Raw genomic sequence first — 18953 nt, 5'->3', positions numbered from 1 at the left:
GGGAGTGAATATTGCCGCTCAGATACAACACTAAATTCTTAGGGCAACCTTATCTGGGGAAGATAACGATGCTCTCGGCTTTTATCAAAAAGCGTTCTGTTGTTTTGTGTTCATTGGCTATTTTTATTCCACTCGCCTCCCTTGCTGACGATACGATAGAAGTCACCGCCCAAGCGGGTCATGAAGCTGATTTACCCACTTTGGGATACACGGCAAAAACCACCAAAGGGGCCACGAAGACCGATCAGCCACTCATTCTGACCGCGCAGGCGGTTTCAGTCGTCACTCGCCAGCAAATGGACGATCAAAACGTCGCCACGGTTAACCAAGCGCTGAATTATACGCCGGGGGTGTTCACCAACTTCGCCGGTGGTGCAACCCGCTATGACACCATTGCTCTGCGTGGTTTCCACGGCGGTGACGTAAACAATACCTTCCTTGATGGCCTGCGCTTACTCAGTGACGGCGGTAGCTTTAACGTGTTGCAGGTAGACCCGTGGTTCCTTGAACGCATCGATGTGATCAAAGGACCTTCTTCTGCGCTCTATGGCCAGAGCATCCCTGGCGGTGTTGTGATGATGACATCCAAACGCCCGCAATTTATCTCGGAAGGCCATTTCCGCCTGGCCGGTGGTAATCACAACACACAGTCTGCGGCATTTGATTATACCGATGCGATATCAGAGCATTGGGCGTTTCGTTTGACAGGGATTACTCGCAACAGTGACACCCAGTATGACCATCAGCGCGAAGAGCGTTATGCGATTGCACCGTCATTATTGTGGCAGCCGGATGAGAATACCTCGTTGCTGCTGCGGGCTAACTTGCAAAAAGACCCGTCAGGCGGATACCACAGTGCAGTACCCGCTGATGGCAGCATATACGGACAAAAACTGAGCCGTGGCTTCTTTGATGGTGAAAGTAACCACAATGTCTTTAAGCGCTGGCAGCAAATTTATAGTTCTGAGTTTTCGCATAAATTTGATGACGTCTGGTCATTCCGCCAGAACGCCAGCTATACCCATTCCAATACCGAGTTGGAGCAGGTGTATCAAGGCGGCTGGAATAGCGATCGCACGCTGATGAACCGTTACTATTCTGGTGAGAGTTCTTCTTTGAATGCCTTTGCTGTTGATAACCAATTAGAAGCTGACTTTGCCACGGCAGCAGTTGACCACAAGGTTATGCTGGGCTTTGATTTCCAAAAATTTAGCAATAATCTGCGTAGCGATAGTGCTTTTGCCACCACGCTGAACCCTTATACGGGCATTTCCGGCGGTAGTACGCTGTATCGCGATTATTTGCTGACAACGCCAGGCATCAACACTTCGTACTTAAACCGCCGCTATGAACAGAGCGGCGTTTATCTGCAAGATGAAATGACGCTGGATAACTGGCATCTGAATTTGTCGGGTCGCTATGACCGCATGAAAACAGAAAATATCGATAAAACAGCGAATAGCACTGATGAACGCACCGATAATCATGCCAGTGGCCGTGCCTCATTGCTGTACAGCTTCGAGAGCGGAATCTCGCCTTACATCAGTTACAGCCAAGCCATTACACCGAGCTTATTCCCAGATGCACAGCAAAAATTGCTCAAACCGATGACCAGCGAGCAGTATGAAGTGGGCATAAAATACCAGCCTCTGGGCAGCACTTCGCTTTACTCTGCTGCGCTGTATGACCTAACACAAAATGATGTAGCAAACCGTGCTGTACCGGCTACCTACTATATTCCTGCGGGCAAAGTGAATTCACAGGGATTAGAGCTGGAAGCCAGAAGCCAAATTAATGACCGCTTGAGTCTGATCGCAGGCTATACCTATAACCGAGTCAAATTCAAAGATGCCATTGATGGTAATGATGGCAATACACCCGTGCTTGCACCTTCCACCATGGCCTCGTTGTGGGCGCAATATGATGCAGGTTATGGCATCAATATCGGTGCAGGTATCCGCTACATTGGTAAGCAATGGGCCGACGATGCCAATACCTTACGAGTCCCTTCTTATACCTTGGGCGACGCATCAGTACGTGCTGATTTAGGTACGTGGTCAACATCACTGAAAGGCGCATTTGTACAATTGAACGTGAATAATATCGCCGATAAGAAATACGTCGCCGCGTGTTACAACACCTCTTATTGCTATTGGGGTGCAGAGCGTTCTGTACTGGCGACTGTCGGGTATGATTTCTGATAGAACAGGGCTGGATTCGGCATGCTATATGCTGAATTCAGCCCGTTCAGCCTTATTCAAATGATCTCACATCAGCGCCAAAATGGGCGGCTGTAGTCTCGCTTGATATCTTCCCGTGTTAAGCCAATATCCTTTAACTGAGCGGGATTCAAACGCGCCATGGTATTGGCCGTTTTGCGCAGTTCATTCCAGCGACAGGTATATCTGTATGCTTTCAGCCATAAGCGAATGAAAATATTGCGGCGGCTTTGTTTTGCTCGCATCGCCGACGAGCAGCATTCATCTATTTGATCTTCAATTATATTATTCATTATTGACTCCCCGTCAGTAGGTGAGTCACTAGCATGAAACTTTGGCGGAAAACATTACAGATGCAAAATAAGAGTATTATTTTAATACAGATGCGGGCTATATAATCTGAATGGTGTAAATTTAAGCCATCTGTACTGGTCCTTAATCAATTATCAGGTGAACTCCATGACGCGTTACCAACAACTGGCTGACATTCTGAGTCAGCGGATTAAAGAAGGGCTATATGCGGCAGGGGAGCGGCTTCCTTCTGTCAGAGTGCTGAGCGAAGAGCATGGAGTCAGTATCAGTACAGTGCAGCAGGCTTATCGGCAACTCGAAGAGTGCATGCTCATTGAAGCGCGTGCCAAGTCAGGCTACTTTGTGCGTTGCAGTTCGAATCTCCCTTCATTACCTGCGACATGCAGTCACGCACAGCGACCAGTAGAAATCTCTCAATGGGAAAATGTGCTGGCATTTTTAACGCGCGGCGACCAAGAGAATGTCATTCATTTGGGGATTGGTTCGCCTGATCTTTCTGGGCCGGGGTTAAAAATACTCACTCGCCTATTGAGCCGAGTGAGCCTTCATCAACGCGAAGAAATTCTGGAATACGACAATATTTACGGTTCGCTGGTATTACGTGAGCAAATCGCTCGGCTGATGCTTGATAGCGGCAACCATCAATCAGCGGAGAACATTATCATCACCTCGGGGTGCCATGGTGCGCTTTCGGTAGCATTAGGGGCGGTTTGCCAGCCAGGAGACATTGTTGCGGTAGACTCCCCCAGCTTTCATGGTGCGATGCAGACCCTGAAAGGGATGGGCATGAAGGTGATTGAGATCCCAACCGATCCGGTTATTGGTATCAGTCTGGAAGCCTTAGAAATGGCGCTAGATCAATGGCCGATTAAGGCAATTCAGCTCACACCAACCTGCAATAACCCGCTGGGCTACACCATGCCAGTTGAGCGTAAAAAAGCATTGCTGACGTTAGCGCAGCGCTATGATATCGCCATTATTGAAGACGATGTGTATGGCGCATTGGCTTATCAATACCCGCGCCCGCCGACTATTGCCTCATTCGATGATGACGGGCGAGTATTGCTGTGTAGCTCCTTTTCGAAGACGGTGGCACCCGGTTTACGTATTGGCTGGATTTCACCGGGCCGCTATTTAGATAAAGCGCTTCACATGAAATATATCTCTGCTGGGCGGGTGGCTTCACTGCCGCAATTGGCGATGGCGGAATTTATCAAGCAGGGGCATTACATGCAGCACTTGCGCCGCATGCGCCGACAATATCAACGTAACCGTGACATTATGACCGGTTGGGTGATGAAGTATTTTCCGCCCAACACCTGTCTGAGCAGGCCGGAGGGGAGCTTTATGTTATGGGTCGAGCTGCCTCATGGTTTTGATAGCTTGCGCCTTAACCGCTGTTTGTTACCGCTGGGCGTGCAAGTCTCGGCAGGGTCGATCAGTTCTGCTTCAGGAAAATATCGTAACTGCCTGCGGTTGAGTTACAGCAAGCCGATGACGGCAGAGATTGAGCGGGCAGTACAGAAAGTCGGCAAGACGATTTATGAATTAATGGCGGAAGATGAACCTAAAGTGACTGAAATGCAAAATCAGTCATAGCTTGATGGGGTGCTGACGAACTGCGGTGGCGAGAACAGGTAGATCGTAAAGACGCCGTGAATCCATCCTTGGAGGCTCGAGCCGCGCCATCCTTGGCGCGGACGCTTTACTCTTCTACCTGTTCTCACCCCTTGGCATTGAGTCGCGGATCTACTATCAATCTCTGGCTTGTCATCGGGGCAATTTGAAGCGAAAAGCAATTTATTGGATGCGGCCCAGTCTATTGGCGCAGATATATTTGCGGTAGGGCTGTCTCTGGATGGCGTGAAATCCCCAGATCTGCCTGATACCACCGAGTCAATGTTTCAGCGTTAAGCACTTCTTCCGGTGTACCACAGGCGACCAACTCGCCCTTCGCCAACAGTAAAATGCGGTCTGCGTACAATGCCGCTAGGTTCAAGTCATGGAGCACGCAACAAACGGCTAGCGGCTCTTGATTGGTCAACTGGCGTAGCAAGCGCAGCGTATGCTGCTGATGATATAAATCCAGCGCAGATGTGGGTTCATCCAGAAACAACCAGCGCGGCGACGGTTCTGGTTGCCACAGCTGTGCTAACACACGGGCTAACTGAACACGTTGCTGCTCGCCACCCGATAATGCTCGGTAGTCACGTTGAGCCAGCGCCAGACAGTCCGTTTGCGCCATGACCTCTTGCAGCGCTTGATCATTCTGTGCCTTGCCATAAGGGGCGCGGCCCATCTGAATGACTTCACTGACACTGAAGGGGAACGCTAAATCACTGTATTGGCGCATCACCGCACGGGTTCGAGCCAATGCTTGTGGTTGCCAGCTGCTTAGGTTTTTCCCTAGTAACTGACATTCGCCATCAGAAGGAGCAAGGTAACCGGTTAGCAACCGCAATAGGGTAGATTTCCCTGCGCCATTGGGTCCGATAATGGCTACCATTTCACCGCTGGCGATTTGCAGTGAGACATCATGAATCAGCCGCTGCCCTTGAACATGATAGGAGAGATGATTTGCCGTCAATAACGGCGCAGGTGTTATCGGCATATCAGCCCCAAAGGTATTAGCTTGAGTCTCATTCATCCCAGCGACATTAGCCCCTGCTGCATCCAGCGTTGCCCCAACGATATCAACCACTGCGTTGCTCCCGCTGACGTAAAATCAGCCATAGAAAGTAGGGGCCACCCAACAGGCTGGTGATCAGCCCGACGGGCATTTCAGCCGGTGCGACTAGGGTTCGAGCCAATGTATCCGCCGTCAGTAACAAACAAGCCCCACCCAATGCAGAACCGGGCAGTAACCAACGATGATCAGCGCCAATACGCATACGGATAAGATGCGGCACCACCAAACCAATAAAGCCGATAACACCACTGACAGCGACTGCGGCCCCAATCAGAATGGCGCTGAGCAGCAACAGCCGTAGTTTGGCTTGCCGTACATTCACCCCAAGATAGTGAGCTTCTTCATCCCCTAGCTGCAATAGATTCAACTGACGCGCCTGCATTAATCCTAGTACACAGGCGGGCAGGATCAGCGAGGTTGCTACCATCAATGTTGACCACTGTGCTTGACCCAAACTGCCCATGCTCCAGAGGGAGAATTGGCGTAACTGCTGGTCATCGCTGATGTAAGTCAGCACCCCAACGGCAGCGCCGCATAAGGCGTTGATGGCAATGCCCGCTAACAGCAGGCGGGATAAATTGCCATGCCCCCAACGGCTGAGGGTAAAGATGACGATAGAAATGGCCAGACTGCCGATAAAGGCCCCCACCATATGGCTGTAAAGCGCCAGTAGGGGTGGCAAGCTGAAAGGCATGATGATGATGATACCCACACAGAGCGCGGCTCCGCTGCTGATCCCTAATAAACCGGGGTCGGCTAGTGGGTTACGAAATAGCCCCTGCATGATCGCGCCAGAAACCGCCAGCGCGCAGCCAACTACAACGGCTAGCAGCACGCGGGGTAAGCGAATATTCAACCAGATATGCCACATGGCATCATCGAGTGAGGCATGCCACAAGGTGCGAAATGAGAGCGTTAAGGCTCCCATATTCGCTGAACCGAGCGCTAAAATAATCAAAATCATCAGCAAGATGCTAAGCATCAGACGCGGATGGACACGGCAATTCATTGTGCTTGTTCCATGCCTTTGCGCAGTTGCGCCAGTACTTGCGGCGTTTCCAGACCAAAGCCCAGTAGTGCCATATCATCAACAACTAACAAACGTTTGTTTTTACCAGCTGGCGTTAGCGCCATACCGGGTAATTTCCAGATACCTTCACTGCCCCCCAAGGCTCTTACGCCATCACTGGTGATCAACAATAGGTCTGGGGCACTGGCGATAACACCTTCCTGAGACAATGGACGATAGCGGCTAAAACCTTGCATGGCATTGCTACCACCGGCGGCGCGGATCATGGCATCTGCTGCGGTATTCTGACCGGCTGCCATCGGTGTTAGGCCACCGTGACTCATGACAAACAGTACTTTAACGGGCAGTGGCGTGCTGTTTACTGCCGCCAAACGTTGCTGATAGTCCGTAATCAGTTTCTGCCCTTGTTCCGGCTGATTAAGCGCGGTGGCGACCGCGTTAATCTTCGCCGTGACACTTTCTGGCGTGGTTTGGCCCGGAATAGTGACCACATTCACGCCGCTATCTGCAACCTGTTTCAGCACCAGAGAGGGCTGAGCCAGTTCGCTAACCAACAGCATGGTTGGCTTCATTGCCAAAATCCCTTCGGCATTGAGCATGCGCATGTAACCCACATCAGGCAGCTTTTGCACTGCCTGAGGTTGTAGACTGGTACTGTCACGGGCCACAATCTCGTCACCGGCACCCAGTGCATAGGCGATTTCTGTTACATCACCACCAATGGTGACAATACGTTCTGCGGCCGACGGACTTGCTGCTAAAGTTGTTAGCGGCAACAGACAGGCGCTCAGCGACAGAATGAAAGGGAGTGACAGCAACCTTAGTCTCATGCGGCGATATCCTTATTGATCAGGCGAGAAATTTGCTCACGCCATTGATTTTGTTCCGGCTGCCCTTCTGTACGCTGACCGTAAAGTTGAGCAAGTTGTGTACCGTCTTCGGCAAACAGTTCCAAGCTAGTGACAAAACCGTCTTTGGTCGGTTTGCGGGTGATCCAGCTTTCGGCAATGGCCGTTTCAATCAAGTGCAGCGTAAAGCGTTTGTTGAACACGTTAATCCACTCTTGATGCGGGGTCACTTTCTCAATCAAACCGGTGAAAATTTGCACGCAACCACGGTTGCCGACAAAAATCATGATTTCGTTTTGATCTTGCAAGGCAATATTGAGCAGCTGTGTCAGTGAGCTGTTGTCAACACGGTAGGCTAAATCATCACCCACGGCGCGGAAGGCTTGCTGGCGCGTCAGGTTATTGCGTTTGAGCAACTGGAAGAACTGATGCACATCGGTCATGGCGCGCCATTCGGCATCCACGGTGGCATCATCGGCAGTCGGTTCGGTCACTTCAGGTGCACTCGCCGGCTCTAACTGCAATGCTGGGTTTTCAGCGCTGACGAACTTCGCCAGTAAGGCTTCCCACGCTGGCATATCAGTTTGGTCAGTGACATACACTTTATGTAATGCATCACCTTGATGATCAAAGAACTGGATACTGTGGCGGACACCGTGACGCGTTTCTTCCGTCAGGGTGAAAGCGGTGGCCCATTGGTTGAGGAACAGACGCAGATCCAAATCACGTGGATTGAGGATCAAGCCAGCATGGCCGTTCAGATGCTGATTCTCATAACGACCCAATTGTTCGTGTACGGCATAGGTATTGCGGGTAATAGCTTTGACTTCACCGACAGCTTCCAATGCGGCTAGCAAAGTGCGGGCATCTGCCTGTAAACGCTTTGCATCATGCCCAACACGGCTATGAGTCAGTTCGGCTTCGGAAATACCCATCAATGTGGCTAAATCGCGTGCGTATTTGCCCGGATTATCAGATTTGGCTTGTAAGTATTGTTCATATATTGATTGGCTCATTATAACTTCCTCTTTCTATTGATTTTTTATATGCAGGTGACAGCGTTAAATAATAACCCGACGTTATGACGTTTGGGTGCGTCGGGTTATTTTTCAGACTATTTTTTGTCTCAATGAGTTACCACTGATAGCTCACGAAAAGTTTTGCATTGCGGCCATCTTGTGGCACGCCTTGTGGTGCGTAGTACTCTTTATCGAAGGCGTTACCTAATACCACGGTAGTGGTCACACCTTTCAACTGCTCTTGGCCTTTATAGCTGACATAGAAGTCATTAATGCCATAACCCGCTTGGCTTTTACCGGTAGAGGTTAACGGCTTAGAACGTTGAGCAAAGGTACCAATCCAGCCCACCGCGAAGCCACTGTTGGCAACAGGGACATCCAAGACACTGGTCACGGTGTCAGGATTGATGGAGTCCAGCCATTTGTCGGTGCTTTGGTTTTTACCGCGAGTACGGTTATAGGCCAGATCCCAGTTAAAGAGTGCCGTTTTGTAGCTCATTGTGGCATCCCAACCCCAGATTTTTGCCCGATCGATATTCACAGAGGTGGTGGTCATGGCAGTCATGTTCACCTTCGTATCGATGTAATCTTTTGCGTTGGTATCGAAGTAGCTGGCTTTGAATTGCAGATCATCTTCAGCCATCAACAGATCATTAAAGCGCAGACCAAAACCGTATTCCTGTGTTTCGTTGGTTTCCGGTTTCAGATTAGGATTGGGTACCCAGAAGTTGGTGATTGTCATTCCCGGGCGTATTGGGATCGAGAAATGTTTCGAGTCGTTATACATCTCACCCATGGTTGGCGCACGGAATGCTTGTGCATAGGAACCGAACAGCATCAGCCAGTCGGTTGGCGTGATGCTGACAGCACCGCGTGATGACCATTTGTCGGCATCGACATCGGCGTAGCCTTTGCTGCTGCCGCTGTAGTTGTCATAGCGAGTCCCCGCCAAGAAAGACACTGGTAGGTCACGCAATGTTATTTCATCTTGCAACCAGCCAGAGCCAAAACGGATATCCGCTTGTGGGAAGCTTTCGGTCGCGCCACCTGGGGTTTGCTCTTGTTTGTAAGCTTCGGTGCCGTAAGTCAGCAGGTGTGATGCAAAACTATCGGTGAACAGACGAGTGCGGTTTTCCAGCTTTGCACCTTCGGTGGTCTGTTTACGGCCTTCTTCCGCTGAGCCTTGTGGGCGAGCATTGATTTCGACTTCGGAATAGTAAACGCGTGCGGTCGCATTCAGCCACTCTTGGTCAAGGGGCTTAATGTTATAGCTAAGCTGGGCATCACGCTGAATTGTCGAGCGATTTGTCAGGACGTTACCGCTGGATACGGCACTGGTTTGCGGGTTTTTGGGTTCAATGGCGTTGTTGTTGTAATAGCGTAGATTGGCGCTCAATGACTGAGCTTGGTCAATACGCCAAGTACCTTTCGCCAGCACATTACTGATGGTTTCATCGTTCGGTGCATTAAAGCCGTCGCTTTGACGGATGTTGCCAATATCGCGCGTCCCGAAAGAGAGAACCCCGTCTACGTCATCGGTGCGGCCAAAGGCGCTCGCACCCAACCCAAAGCTATGATCACCGGTGGCGGCAGAACTGAAAACACGGTAGCCGGAGTTTTGACCAGGGAATAGCAGATCGGCAGCATCAACAGTTTCATAAGCGATAACGCCACCCAATGCACCACTGCCGTACAGCAGCGCGGACGGGCCACGTACCACTTCAATACGCTTCACCAACGCGGGATCGAGGAATGTTGAGTTCAAATGACCCGTATCGGTGCCTTGGCGAATGCCATCAACCAGCGTTAATACGCCATTTTTACCATAACCACGCAGTGTCACATCCTGACCATTAACACGCCCGCTACCGGTCACAGTCAGTCCCGGAATGTTGCGCAGCATATCGGCGGCGCTGGTGGCCGTTTCGCTAGTCGGCGTGTTGGCTTCAACGACCGTGACCATCATCGGTGCTTCAAAGCTGCTACGCTCATTACCGGTTGCTGTCACCACCATGGTATCGGTGCTGTGTTTTTTGTTGCTGGTTGGTGAGGTGGTTTCGGTCGTGTTAACCGATGATGTCGTATTAACTGCTACGGTATCAGCAGCTTGCGCAGCTAAAGGCAATGTACAAGCGATGGCCAAAGTGAGTGGGGACCAGCGGAAACGGTCGGACGTGGAACGAGGCATGTCGGCAATTCTCCATATTTTTATGCAAATATTCATATGCAAAACAAATAAATAGATAGATGCTGGCTGCCTTGACTCGAGAATCTGGGTGGCTTGCATGGTGCTTTGCGTGATTGTGTCCCTCAGCAGGATTTCTGCTGTAACATCAATGACGTTTGGCATTTTATGATTAAGTAAGCACTATTTAGTCAGTATCAATTTCCCAGATTTGGTTTGGCGTAATTGATAACTTTCACCCTGATGGATGATAAAAGCGACGCCGTGCTCCCCCAGTAATTGCATACTAGTGACAGACAGGGGTTTGCTTACCGTCGGTTGCTCGACAGCAGATTCATCATTCAACATTGGCGCTTTAGTCAACTTCTTGTCCATATGATCAATAGGGTAATGATAATCTATATCGATATGATAACTATTATCAGTTATCGAAGAATGTTACATCAAGAAATGTTTATTGTTAATTCATTTTTATTTTTCTTGTTAACTCTGGATCGATAAGGGCATAGATCTGATGGTAGGTGGCTGTATCCTCTATCATTTTACTCAAATGTCGTGCGACATCTTCACGGGTTACTAAGCCATGAGCCTCCGCTTGTAAGCAAACAGCATTGTCGGTAGCGGGTTGGTCTATTAGGCCACCGGGTCGGACCAAGGTATAAATCAGTCCACTGGTCTGCAACCAACTCTCTGCCAGTGATTTTTCGCGTACCGCCTGACCAAAAGCAGCACGGGCGGCGGGGGATAGCGTTGGCCAGCTATCACCGCAACCAATGGACGTCACCAAAAGCATGCGCTTAATCCCTGTTTTCTCGGCAGTATCAATGATCAATCGGTTGCCCTGATAATCGGCGCTACGGCTGCCTAGCGTTGAGATGATTGCGGCTTCAGGCCCCGCTAACTGACAGGCTTCGAGTACACTGGCCGGATCGCAGGCATCACCACATACCACCGTCAGACCTTGGCTGCGTAGCGTTTCTGCTTGTTGTGGATTGCGGATCAATAACGTGACTGAACGGGGATTCGGTGCGGCAGTGGCATGTTGATTTGCCAAGGAAAGCAGGTGTGCGCCTACACCATGGCCTGCGCCAAAGATCAACCAAGGCTTCATGGTACTTCCTCAGTCGTTTCAGCCGTGAGCTGTTGAGCCAATTGGTGGAAGGCGGCAAGACCCTCTGCGCGCAGTTGGCGATGCTCATCGCGGCCAACGTACACTTTCAGCATCACATCACCTTGCTGGTTAAAGAATTGCACTGATGCAGTTGCCATCCCCATAAATGGGCGTTCCAACAACGCGATAGCTTGGCAGTTTTGCGCCCGCAGATGACCACTAAGCCCCTGTTTTTCCCGCAGATTAAAATAGCCGTGACGATGAAAACCACTAGGTAAGGGGCCTTTGTGCTCCAAAATAATATCGGCGGTATGGACTAAGGTAGTGACATCACCCCATTCGGTCATGCTGTCCCATACGCGGTCAAATTGGTCGGCATCAACCAACACCCGTTCAGGTAACGCGCGCACCACTTCAAGCGGGCTGATCTGATAATCCTGCGCGATTTGCTCCAGCGTGCCGTCTGGCTGAGTGGCGAGGAATTCTGCGAGTGGTAGAGATGATTTGCTCATGAGTGATTTTCCGTAGTGATAAGTGAAGGGATAAGTTGTTGCAATGCCTGCATCATATTACTGGCCCAAAAACGGCCGCTGTCCGTCAGTCGCAAGCAGAAGCTATTGTCTTTCAGCAGGTTGTTTTGATGCCACTGTGCGACCAATGGCATTAACGGGTAAGGGTTAGCCACAAGTTCGCTCAGATCTAAACGGCCAATTTCAATGCCACTTTGTAATTTGGCACGCCACGGATGCTCACCGCTGGCTTGCGTCATCATCATCAATGGTTTTTGTCCGCTATCGATTAATCGATAGTAGTTATCCAGACTACGGTGCTGCATGTACGCATGCCCTTGCAGAGAACCACCGGCACCGCTACCAAGCGCAAGGCAATCTGCTCCTTGCTTGATCAACAGATTGTACAGATTGCGTTCACGGGTGGTACGCGCCCAATGGCTGTTGCTCAGTTGATGCCAACCCGCCTGTGCGAGGCTATCAGCACCGCTACAGTAAAAGTCACACTGCTGTGCCAGTGTCGGTAACTCGATGCGATTATTTTCCACCGATTTTGCCAATGGTGTGGTCGGTAGCAGATTCAAGGCATACAGATCGACACCATCGAGCGGCAATTGGCGCACGATAGCTAAATCTTCATGCCAAGTTTCAGGGGTTTGATGGGGGAGGCCAAACATTAGATCACACACGACGGCGGCGCGATCACGGTTTGCCAAATTAGTGAGAAAACAGATCGCCTGATCGCGATCAGCCTTACGGCCCATGCGCTGGCGAATACGGGTATTGAAGGTTTGTACACCCACAGAGAAACGGTTAGCGCCAGCTTCTAAGCAGGCATCGATCCGTTCATCATCAAAATTGAAAATACGGCCTTCGACGGTGATCTCGCAATCCGGTGCCAGTGGCAACGTTTTACGTAACTCACTGATGATGCAATGTAACTGTTGTGCGGAAAGCGCACTGGGCGTTCCTCCGCCGAAATAGACGGCATGAATCGGGCCCCCTTGCAGCAGTGGACTATTTGCTTCCATGCTCAATTCACGTAACAAATAATCGGTATAGCGCGCGGTACTGTCTGACTGGAGAGGATTTTGGTAGAAGCCGCAGAAGGTGCAATGAGTGGCACAGAAGGGAATGTGTAAATAGAGCAAACGCTTATTGGGAGGCAGTGCCTTCTGTAATAGCGTCTGCCAGCTATCTTGAAGCGACTCTGGGGGGAGTGGCCGGCTGTCGCGCCATGGCATTGTCGCCCAGCGTTTGGGGAACGGCAGTAACCCAGGTTGAGCATGATAGGGGACCAGATCAATATTCATAGTAAGTCCGTTAATCTATAGATGCGAAATTAAATGATAATCATAATCACTCAATCAATAGTTAAAGCGGGATATGTTGATCTAAGTCAGAAAAAAGGCGTGAAAAGTGTTCAGATTGGGATCGGTGAGATAAAAAGCTAACGTCATTTGATCGACGTTAGCCTATGTTGCAGATTAAAAAGGGGATATTGGCTTACTGCTGTTTGGCTGCCCACCAAGAAAGTAAACGCAAGCAAGATGAGTAGTAATCTTCTTCAGGCAGCAATGTGGTGGTCAATTGGCCCAGATCACCGAAGGTCAGATCGCGTATTGCCAGCATGCCGGGTGTGAGTGAGTATTCGGCAGTGGCACCCGTCACAACATTGACCCAAGCGGGTGTTTTCAACCGTGCAAACCCTTGCCAGTAGCGAGTAAAGGGTGATAAAGCGCTTTGATTCTTGGCTCCCCAACTGAGATAGAGTGGGATACGCACAGCATCAAAACTAAAGCGAGCAGGCCAGCCATTTGCTGGAGCAAAACTGCCGTCTGAGCGCAATGAAACCCAATCTGTCGGGAGTCCTACTTTCCCGAGCTTCATCGCCGATAGCTGCTTTATCCCGTCATTATTCAAGTCTTGCCATATTTTCAAATGGCTATATTGGAAGAACGCCTGCCAAGCTGGAAAGATATAATAAGATGGGTTAACAACCACATAGCTCGTATGATTAAAGCTGTTCGCGCCTGGCAACATAATATGATAGCCAGCAAAGTTAATAACGGTATGTTTAAGAATGGCGCTCTGGATTTTATTCGACTGATTAATGTAGTCGCTATTTTTCCATTTATCACCGGCAAGTAATAATGCCCAAGCAATAAGCACATCACCATCTGTCGCGTTATTTTTATCCGCGACTTTTACTTTGGCATTGGGTTCATAGCGCCATGAGAATAGCCCGTTTTCCTCATTGTAGAGCGTCTTATTTGTCCAACCCAATAATGAATCAAATGTCGGCTTATCATCATTAAATACGGCAAATAACATGCCAAAACCTTGGCCTTCGGTATGGCTAACATCATGGTTGCCGGTATCAACAATACGGCCATCAGGCTTAAGAAAACGACTTTTGAATTGCTCCCAACCCGGGTCTTGTGCCTGTACACCCGTTGAAAAAAGTAAACCGAATAACATACAGGCAGTAAAAACAAGACGCGTTGTTTTCTTGATTAGCATGATTTTCCTTAAATACCGCGTTTGTAGCGGAATACCAATGGACCCTCGATTTCATTATCGAGCCATCGGGCATTAATTTCAGGGTCACCTCCTTGTTGATTCAACCAGGTGCCATAAATACCCGCTAAAAATGCGGCAAAGGCACTTTTCCATTGTTTTTGTTCGCCAGCATTATCGGTATTTGGCCATGCACTGTGCGTTAATCTTATCTCTTGTTCATTGGCATCGATATGCACAAATCCCCAGTGATAGTTGGCCCATAAGCGGTTGATATTATCTTCAAGCTCTCCCACGGTGTGGCTCAGGGGCAATTGTTGTTGCTGCGCCAGATTCGCGCCCATGCTGTGCAAAAAAGCGCGAGCATCGGCATTTTCAGCGTTGGCCTGAATGCCTAAGAATAGGACTTGTACCACATTTTGCCACCCTGATTGATGCTGGTGTTGGCGGTAATAATCCAGTTGTTGTGAAAGATCGTTATTCTCTTGCATGGTTATTTCCCATCCAACAAGTATCTGAAATAAATTAATGCAGTGGTTTCGGAGTAGTCACCAAAAGTATCGTAGCCAACTTGCCCCCCAATCTGCATATTTTTCTGTAAGTTATAACTGCCATCCGCTTTGAAGTTATACCCAATGCCATTTTTGCTTTGCGCCGCGTAACTGGATTCTGTGCTATAACCATCGCGCACATATTGCTCAAGTTGCGCTTGCAGTGCTGGATTATTGGGGAAGTATTTACTCTCATCTTGAGAATAGGATTGATACCCCACAGCACCGCCCAATTTATAATTCCAGTTACCATAATGCTGGCTATATTCCACAGGGAAAGAGACGCTGACATAATCTTGTGGGCTGAAATAGCCCCCCTGACCAAAGCTGAAGTAGCTGAGGTTTTTGGAGAAGTTCATGTAGCTGATGTTTACGCCCGTTTTTAATTCGCGATCGTCATAGCGATAAGGGCGAATATAAGCGCCGACTGAGGACGTAATAGCGTTGTTGCTCTTAACATTGTCCCCGAGATAACTGTAATAATTGACGCCCGCGTAAAGACCCGCATCGCCATCATCATAGCTGAGGTTTAACCCGCCGCCATTTTTAGTGACTGCCCCCCATTTTTGGCCACTAATTCTGTCTGTCGCACCCACATAAGACAGCAAGCTGTCGATCACTGGACGGCGTTCTGCCGTCATGGCTAATCTGGCGAATTGCCCCAGTTTCGGTGCCCACTGTAAGCCACCAATCAGGGAGCTCATATCTTGCCCCAACGGCGTGGTGCCGATGTCCGCTTTATAGTCTTCACCGGCCAGCGCCAGTGCTAATTCAACGCCAGATTCCTGCTGCGATCCTGGCGAGTCAGCGGTAAAGTCATTTGGGCTAAAGGTTTGAGCGGTGATCAAATTATTGGCAGCCAACTGTTTAGCGGTATTAGCATCGTTTTCTGCCAATCTGGCATCGGTACATGCTTGGGTTGCCGATCCAGTTCCCTGACAAGCCGTTTCTCTGTCGGTTTGGGCTTGTAACTGAGCTGTCGTCGCCGCTGCCAGTGCTGCTGCTGAAGTTGTCGCTGCCAGCGCTGATGCCTCAGTGGCATTTTTAACTTCCAACCCTTGTTGCAACGCCCCAGTACCAAAACGATTACTGCCCGTGCCGGAGGTTGAACCGGCATTAAGCGAAACAGGGGTCACGGTAAAGCTTAAGCGCGAGGTATCAAACGGCACACCGGCAAAGGTTAACGGCGCTTTTGCCTCGGTCAATTCACTTAGCCCCGATTCACCATCGCGGCTACGAATACTGATATTGCCCTGCGCCCAACTGGCAGTTTTATCCTGCAAGCTGTCCATCATCTGATCGACTTGTTTCAGCGTGCCGCTTTGCGCCACGCTGGCTGTCGCCGCGAGATTATTGACTCCACCAGCCACGACGCCATCACCGGCGGCATTTTGCCACGGTAACACGGCACCATAGAGAGAACCGGTGCGGGCTTGAGTGCGCGTGGTTTGGTTAATGAACGGGTTATCGACGAGTTGTAAGCCGGCAATGTTGGCGCCACTGACGCTATCTGCACCTTCCAGTCCAATCATTTTCCCTTTGGCTGAACGCAATAGGGCCAGTGCCTGTTCGTGATCGCCTTCAGCTTCCGCCACGCGGGCCGCCAGCAATAGCCGTTCCGGTGTTCTCGGGCCACGCATGCCTAACATTAATTGGCGGGCGCTCTGCACATCGCCCTTCGCCAATGCCACGTTAACGGCACCAACGCGTGCGCCTTCATTGGTGGGATCACGTTTTAATAGGTAAGCATACACTTTGCCCGCTTCATCATTCATTTTGCCGGATTGATAAAGACGGCCCATTGCCAGCATCAAATCAATATTTTGTGGGTCGTTTTGCAGCGCCACGATCAACTTGTCATACGCCGCCGCATATTGGCCCTGTTCGCGTAGTGCATCTGCCTGATTGATGGTGGTTCCCATCCGTAACCGGCTGATTTCAATCGGTGAAGTGCTGCTTTGAATCGCGGGGTTACTCAGTAAGGCTTCCGCTTCTTGCGTCAAACCCGATTGCGTCAGCACACTAATTTGTGCTGCGTAATCACCTGCTTTGCCATGAATACCGTTACTGATATTTTTACGCACCAAATTCACCGCCGTCGTGCTGTCACCGGCAGCCATCAAATCTTTCGCCAAATTGCCGACATCAGAAGGGGCTGATGGGGGATTTTGTGCCAGCCCACGCAGAATAATGGCAGCATTCGCTGAATCGCCATTTGCCAGATACGCATCTGCGGTCGCCATTTTTTGATTGAACTCGACGCGATCACTGAGCGCGCGGATCTCTTTGGTTTGGCGAGCTGGCGGGATTTGGTTCAACAACCTATGGCTGGTGGACCAATCCTTATTTTCGGCAGCAAACAGTGCGGCGGCATATAAGTTATCTGCGGGTGCACCTGGCATAGCCGCTTCTGCCATCAAACTTTGCGCCTGAGCGGCATTACCCTGCTGTTGCAGAATTCTTGCCATATCCAGACGAACCCAGATATTGGATGGCTGTTTTGCCAGCGCCTGTTGCAGCAGATTTAATGCACCTTGTGGGTCATTGCGCTGTAGGGCCAATGCCGCTTCACGGCGAATAGGATCAACATTAATACCCGCGGGCGCAGCGACTGGTCGAAGGTTACTCGGTACGGTTTGCAAGACTTGCTGCGCTTGTGCATCTTGCTTTTGTTGCTGCAAGACATAATACAAACCCAGTTTTGCATCATTATTTTGCGGATTCTGCGCCAAAATATTGCGATACGCTTGCTCTGTGCCGCTTAAATCACCTTTGCGGCGTAATAAGTCAGCTCGGAACAGGGCCACAGAGGTACCTTTATCGCCAGTGGCTTGCGCAAGCGGTGCGCTCAATGCTAATGCACTACCAATATTCCCGCTCGCTAGGGCTTTCTTGGCTTTATCCAACTCGCCATAGAAATGCGCATCTTGCGCTTGTGCGGCCAGCTGTGCGCTATTAGCACCACCCTGTTTTGCCGCCTGATTTAAGTAGTTTTCTGCATTGGCAAAATCCCCACTGCGTAATGCAATAAAGCCTAAGCCCGCCAGTGCATCACCATCGTTAGGGTTGATCGCCAAAACAGATTCGAACTGGGTTTTTGCACTGGCTAAATCGCCGCTATTCAGTTGGCTATAGCCTTGACCTTTCGCTGCCCCACCAATGTTTTTCTTATAATAATCAGCCAAAACCTGATCATCAGGATGGCGCTGCTGATAAGCCTGATACAATCTTTCATCGGCAGGTTGTGGTGTTATCCAAAGCAATGCTTGGCGCAATGCGGCATCAGCCTCACGGTTACTTGCCGCCATGCTCTCGAGCATCGCGATACCATCACGGCGTGTTGCTTGCTGGTAGGTCAATGCCTTCCCCAGCGCCACGCGCGCAGCAGTATCATTGGGGAGTTGCGCTACTCGCTGCTGTAAGCCCGAAATAGCCATTGGCAAAGTAGTCGGATCGCCCGCCATGGTTAAATAGTATTCGACAGCCAAATTATCCAACGGCTTATTACCGTTAAAGACATTCTGATAGCTTTCAATCGCCTTAGGAATATTCCCCTGACTGGCAAATTGGCGTGCAGTCGCTAATTGGCTCGGCGAAATAGACTGCATGACTTTGGCATTATCCAGTGATTGCAAGCGTGGGTCTTGAGGTGAGGCTGCCGTCAATTTGTTGCGCCATTCGAGCGCTTCATCTTTATTCCCGTTTTCAGAGGCATAAAGCGACATCAAATACAGTGCATCCACGTTGTTAGGATCAACCATCAAGATCTTCTGCAGCGCGCTCGTCGCCAGATCATTATGCGCTTTCTCATGCCAATAGGCGGCTTGATCTAATAGCGCTTTTATCGCGGGTGTATTCTCCGCCGCTTGTACGAAAGCGGGAAGTGCAGCAAATCCGATGACCCCTGAGAGGTACAAGGCATTCATCATGGATGATTTCACTTTACTTGACTTCATATCG

Annotated in this window: 15 protein-coding genes; 2 read left to right on the top strand and 13 right to left on the bottom strand. The window is 50.1% G+C overall.

Going from position 1 to position 18953, the window contains the following annotated elements; all coding sequences use genetic code 11:
• The first annotated feature begins 68 nt into the window (after positions 1-68).
• Complete coding sequence (locus DA391_RS20760; protein WP_108088161.1) at positions 69-2201, top strand: TonB-dependent siderophore receptor; 2133 nt, start codon at positions 69-71, stop codon at positions 2199-2201.
• A 71-nt stretch (positions 2202-2272) separates the two neighbouring features.
• Here DA391_RS20760 and DA391_RS20755 read toward each other — a convergent pair whose 3' ends face one another.
• A complete protein-coding gene (locus DA391_RS20755; protein ID WP_049605154.1) occupies positions 2273-2512 on the bottom strand; it encodes a DUF1127 domain-containing protein in 240 nt (79 codons plus the stop codon).
• Positions 2513-2678: 166 nt separating this feature from the next.
• Between DA391_RS20755 and DA391_RS20750 the strand changes: the two genes are divergently transcribed.
• Positions 2679-4130, top strand: a complete 1452-nt coding sequence (locus DA391_RS20750; protein ID WP_050080972.1) for a PLP-dependent aminotransferase family protein — start codon at positions 2679-2681, stop codon at positions 4128-4130.
• A gap of 220 nt (positions 4131-4350) precedes the next feature.
• Here DA391_RS20750 and DA391_RS20745 read toward each other — a convergent pair whose 3' ends face one another.
• The 12 genes from DA391_RS20745 to DA391_RS20690 form a co-directional block, all read right to left on the bottom strand.
• Positions 4351-5142, bottom strand: a complete 792-nt coding sequence (locus tag DA391_RS20745) for a heme ABC transporter ATP-binding protein (protein ID WP_108088316.1) — start codon at positions 5140-5142, stop codon at positions 4351-4353.
• An 82-nt stretch (positions 5143-5224) separates the two neighbouring features.
• Positions 5225-6229 (bottom strand): FecCD family ABC transporter permease, encoded by a 1005-nt coding sequence (locus DA391_RS20740; protein ID WP_019211413.1) that lies wholly within the window; start codon positions 6227-6229, stop codon positions 5225-5227.
• Complete coding sequence (locus tag DA391_RS20735) at positions 6226-7080, bottom strand: heme/hemin ABC transporter substrate-binding protein (RefSeq protein ID WP_050287187.1); 855 nt, start codon at positions 7078-7080, stop codon at positions 6226-6228. The genes DA391_RS20740 and DA391_RS20735 overlap by 4 nt, the downstream gene beginning before the upstream one ends.
• Positions 7077-8114, bottom strand: coding sequence for a hemin-degrading factor (locus DA391_RS20730; RefSeq protein WP_050080970.1), 1038 nt, complete (start codon positions 8112-8114; stop codon positions 7077-7079). The genes DA391_RS20735 and DA391_RS20730 overlap by 4 nt, the downstream gene beginning before the upstream one ends.
• Before the next feature lie 118 nt (positions 8115-8232).
• Positions 8233-10305, bottom strand: a complete 2073-nt coding sequence (locus tag DA391_RS20725) for a TonB-dependent hemoglobin/transferrin/lactoferrin family receptor (protein WP_050874616.1) — start codon at positions 10303-10305, stop codon at positions 8233-8235.
• Positions 10306-10485: 180 nt separating this feature from the next.
• Entirely contained in the window at positions 10486-10677 is a 192-nt protein-coding gene (hemP, locus tag DA391_RS20720) for a hemin uptake protein HemP (RefSeq protein ID WP_050080968.1), read from the bottom strand.
• Between the two features lie 85 nt (positions 10678-10762).
• Positions 10763-11413 carry an SDR family oxidoreductase gene (locus DA391_RS20715; protein WP_050080967.1) on the bottom strand — a complete coding sequence of 217 codons (651 nt, stop codon included), beginning with the start codon at positions 11411-11413 and terminating at the stop codon, positions 10763-10765.
• A complete protein-coding gene (gene hutX / locus DA391_RS20710) occupies positions 11410-11925 on the bottom strand; it encodes a heme utilization cystosolic carrier protein HutX (protein WP_050080966.1) in 516 nt (171 codons plus the stop codon). Before hutX ends, DA391_RS20715 begins: the two co-directional genes overlap by 4 nt.
• A complete protein-coding gene (gene hutW, locus DA391_RS20705; RefSeq protein WP_050080965.1) occupies positions 11922-13235 on the bottom strand; it encodes a heme anaerobic degradation radical SAM methyltransferase ChuW/HutW in 1314 nt (437 codons plus the stop codon). Before hutW ends, hutX begins: the two co-directional genes overlap by 4 nt.
• A 193-nt stretch (positions 13236-13428) precedes the next feature.
• A complete protein-coding gene (locus DA391_RS20700) occupies positions 13429-14445 on the bottom strand; it encodes a glycosyl hydrolase family 8 (RefSeq protein WP_050080964.1) in 1017 nt (338 codons plus the stop codon).
• 8 nt (positions 14446-14453) lie between these two features.
• Positions 14454-14933, bottom strand: coding sequence for a cellulose biosynthesis protein BcsD (bcsD, locus tag DA391_RS20695; protein WP_050080963.1), 480 nt, complete (start codon positions 14931-14933; stop codon positions 14454-14456).
• A 2-nt stretch (positions 14934-14935) separates the two neighbouring features.
• Positions 14936-18949, bottom strand: a complete 4014-nt coding sequence (locus tag DA391_RS20690) for a cellulose biosynthesis protein BcsC (RefSeq protein WP_167398189.1) — start codon at positions 18947-18949, stop codon at positions 14936-14938.
• Positions 18950-18953 lie beyond the last annotated feature (4 nt).

Origin of the sequence: Yersinia massiliensis (assembly GCF_003048255.1) — a bacterium.
GTDB classification, from domain to species: Bacteria; Pseudomonadota; Gammaproteobacteria; order Enterobacterales; family Enterobacteriaceae; genus Yersinia; species Yersinia massiliensis_A.
This window is presented reverse-complemented; position numbering and strand designations above follow the sequence as displayed.

Bases quoted from the DNA above. Each gene is read 5' to 3' on its own strand.
- DA391_RS20760 (WP_108088161.1), top strand. From the start codon at position 69: ATGCTCTCGGCTTTTATCAAAAAGCGTTCTGTTGTTTTGTGTTCATTG.
- DA391_RS20755 (WP_049605154.1), bottom strand. From the start codon at position 2,512: ATGAATAATATAATTGAAGATCAAATAGATGAATGCTGCTCGTCGGCG.
- DA391_RS20750 (WP_050080972.1), top strand. From the start codon at position 2,679: ATGACGCGTTACCAACAACTGGCTGACATTCTGAGTCAGCGGATTAAA.
- DA391_RS20745 (WP_108088316.1), bottom strand. From the start codon at position 5,142: ATGCCGATAACACCTGCGCCGTTATTGACGGCAAATCATCTCTCCTAT.
- DA391_RS20740 (WP_019211413.1), bottom strand. From the start codon at position 6,229: ATGAATTGCCGTGTCCATCCGCGTCTGATGCTTAGCATCTTGCTGATG.
- DA391_RS20735 (WP_050287187.1), bottom strand. From the start codon at position 7,080: ATGAGACTAAGGTTGCTGTCACTCCCTTTCATTCTGTCGCTGAGCGCC.
- DA391_RS20730 (WP_050080970.1), bottom strand. From the start codon at position 8,114: ATGAGCCAATCAATATATGAACAATACTTACAAGCCAAATCTGATAAT.
- DA391_RS20725 (WP_050874616.1), bottom strand. From the start codon at position 10,305: ATGCCTCGTTCCACGTCCGACCGTTTCCGCTGGTCCCCACTCACTTTG.
- hemP (WP_050080968.1), bottom strand. From the start codon at position 10,677: ATGGACAAGAAGTTGACTAAAGCGCCAATGTTGAATGATGAATCTGCT.
- DA391_RS20715 (WP_050080967.1), bottom strand. From the start codon at position 11,413: ATGAAGCCTTGGTTGATCTTTGGCGCAGGCCATGGTGTAGGCGCACAC.
- hutX (WP_050080966.1), bottom strand. From the start codon at position 11,925: ATGAGCAAATCATCTCTACCACTCGCAGAATTCCTCGCCACTCAGCCA.
- hutW (WP_050080965.1), bottom strand. From the start codon at position 13,235: ATGAATATTGATCTGGTCCCCTATCATGCTCAACCTGGGTTACTGCCG.
- DA391_RS20700 (WP_050080964.1), bottom strand. From the start codon at position 14,445: ATGCTAATCAAGAAAACAACGCGTCTTGTTTTTACTGCCTGTATGTTA.
- bcsD (WP_050080963.1), bottom strand. From the start codon at position 14,933: ATGCAAGAGAATAACGATCTTTCACAACAACTGGATTATTACCGCCAA.
- DA391_RS20690 (WP_167398189.1), bottom strand. From the start codon at position 18,949: ATGAAGTCAAGTAAAGTGAAATCATCCATGATGAATGCCTTGTACCTC.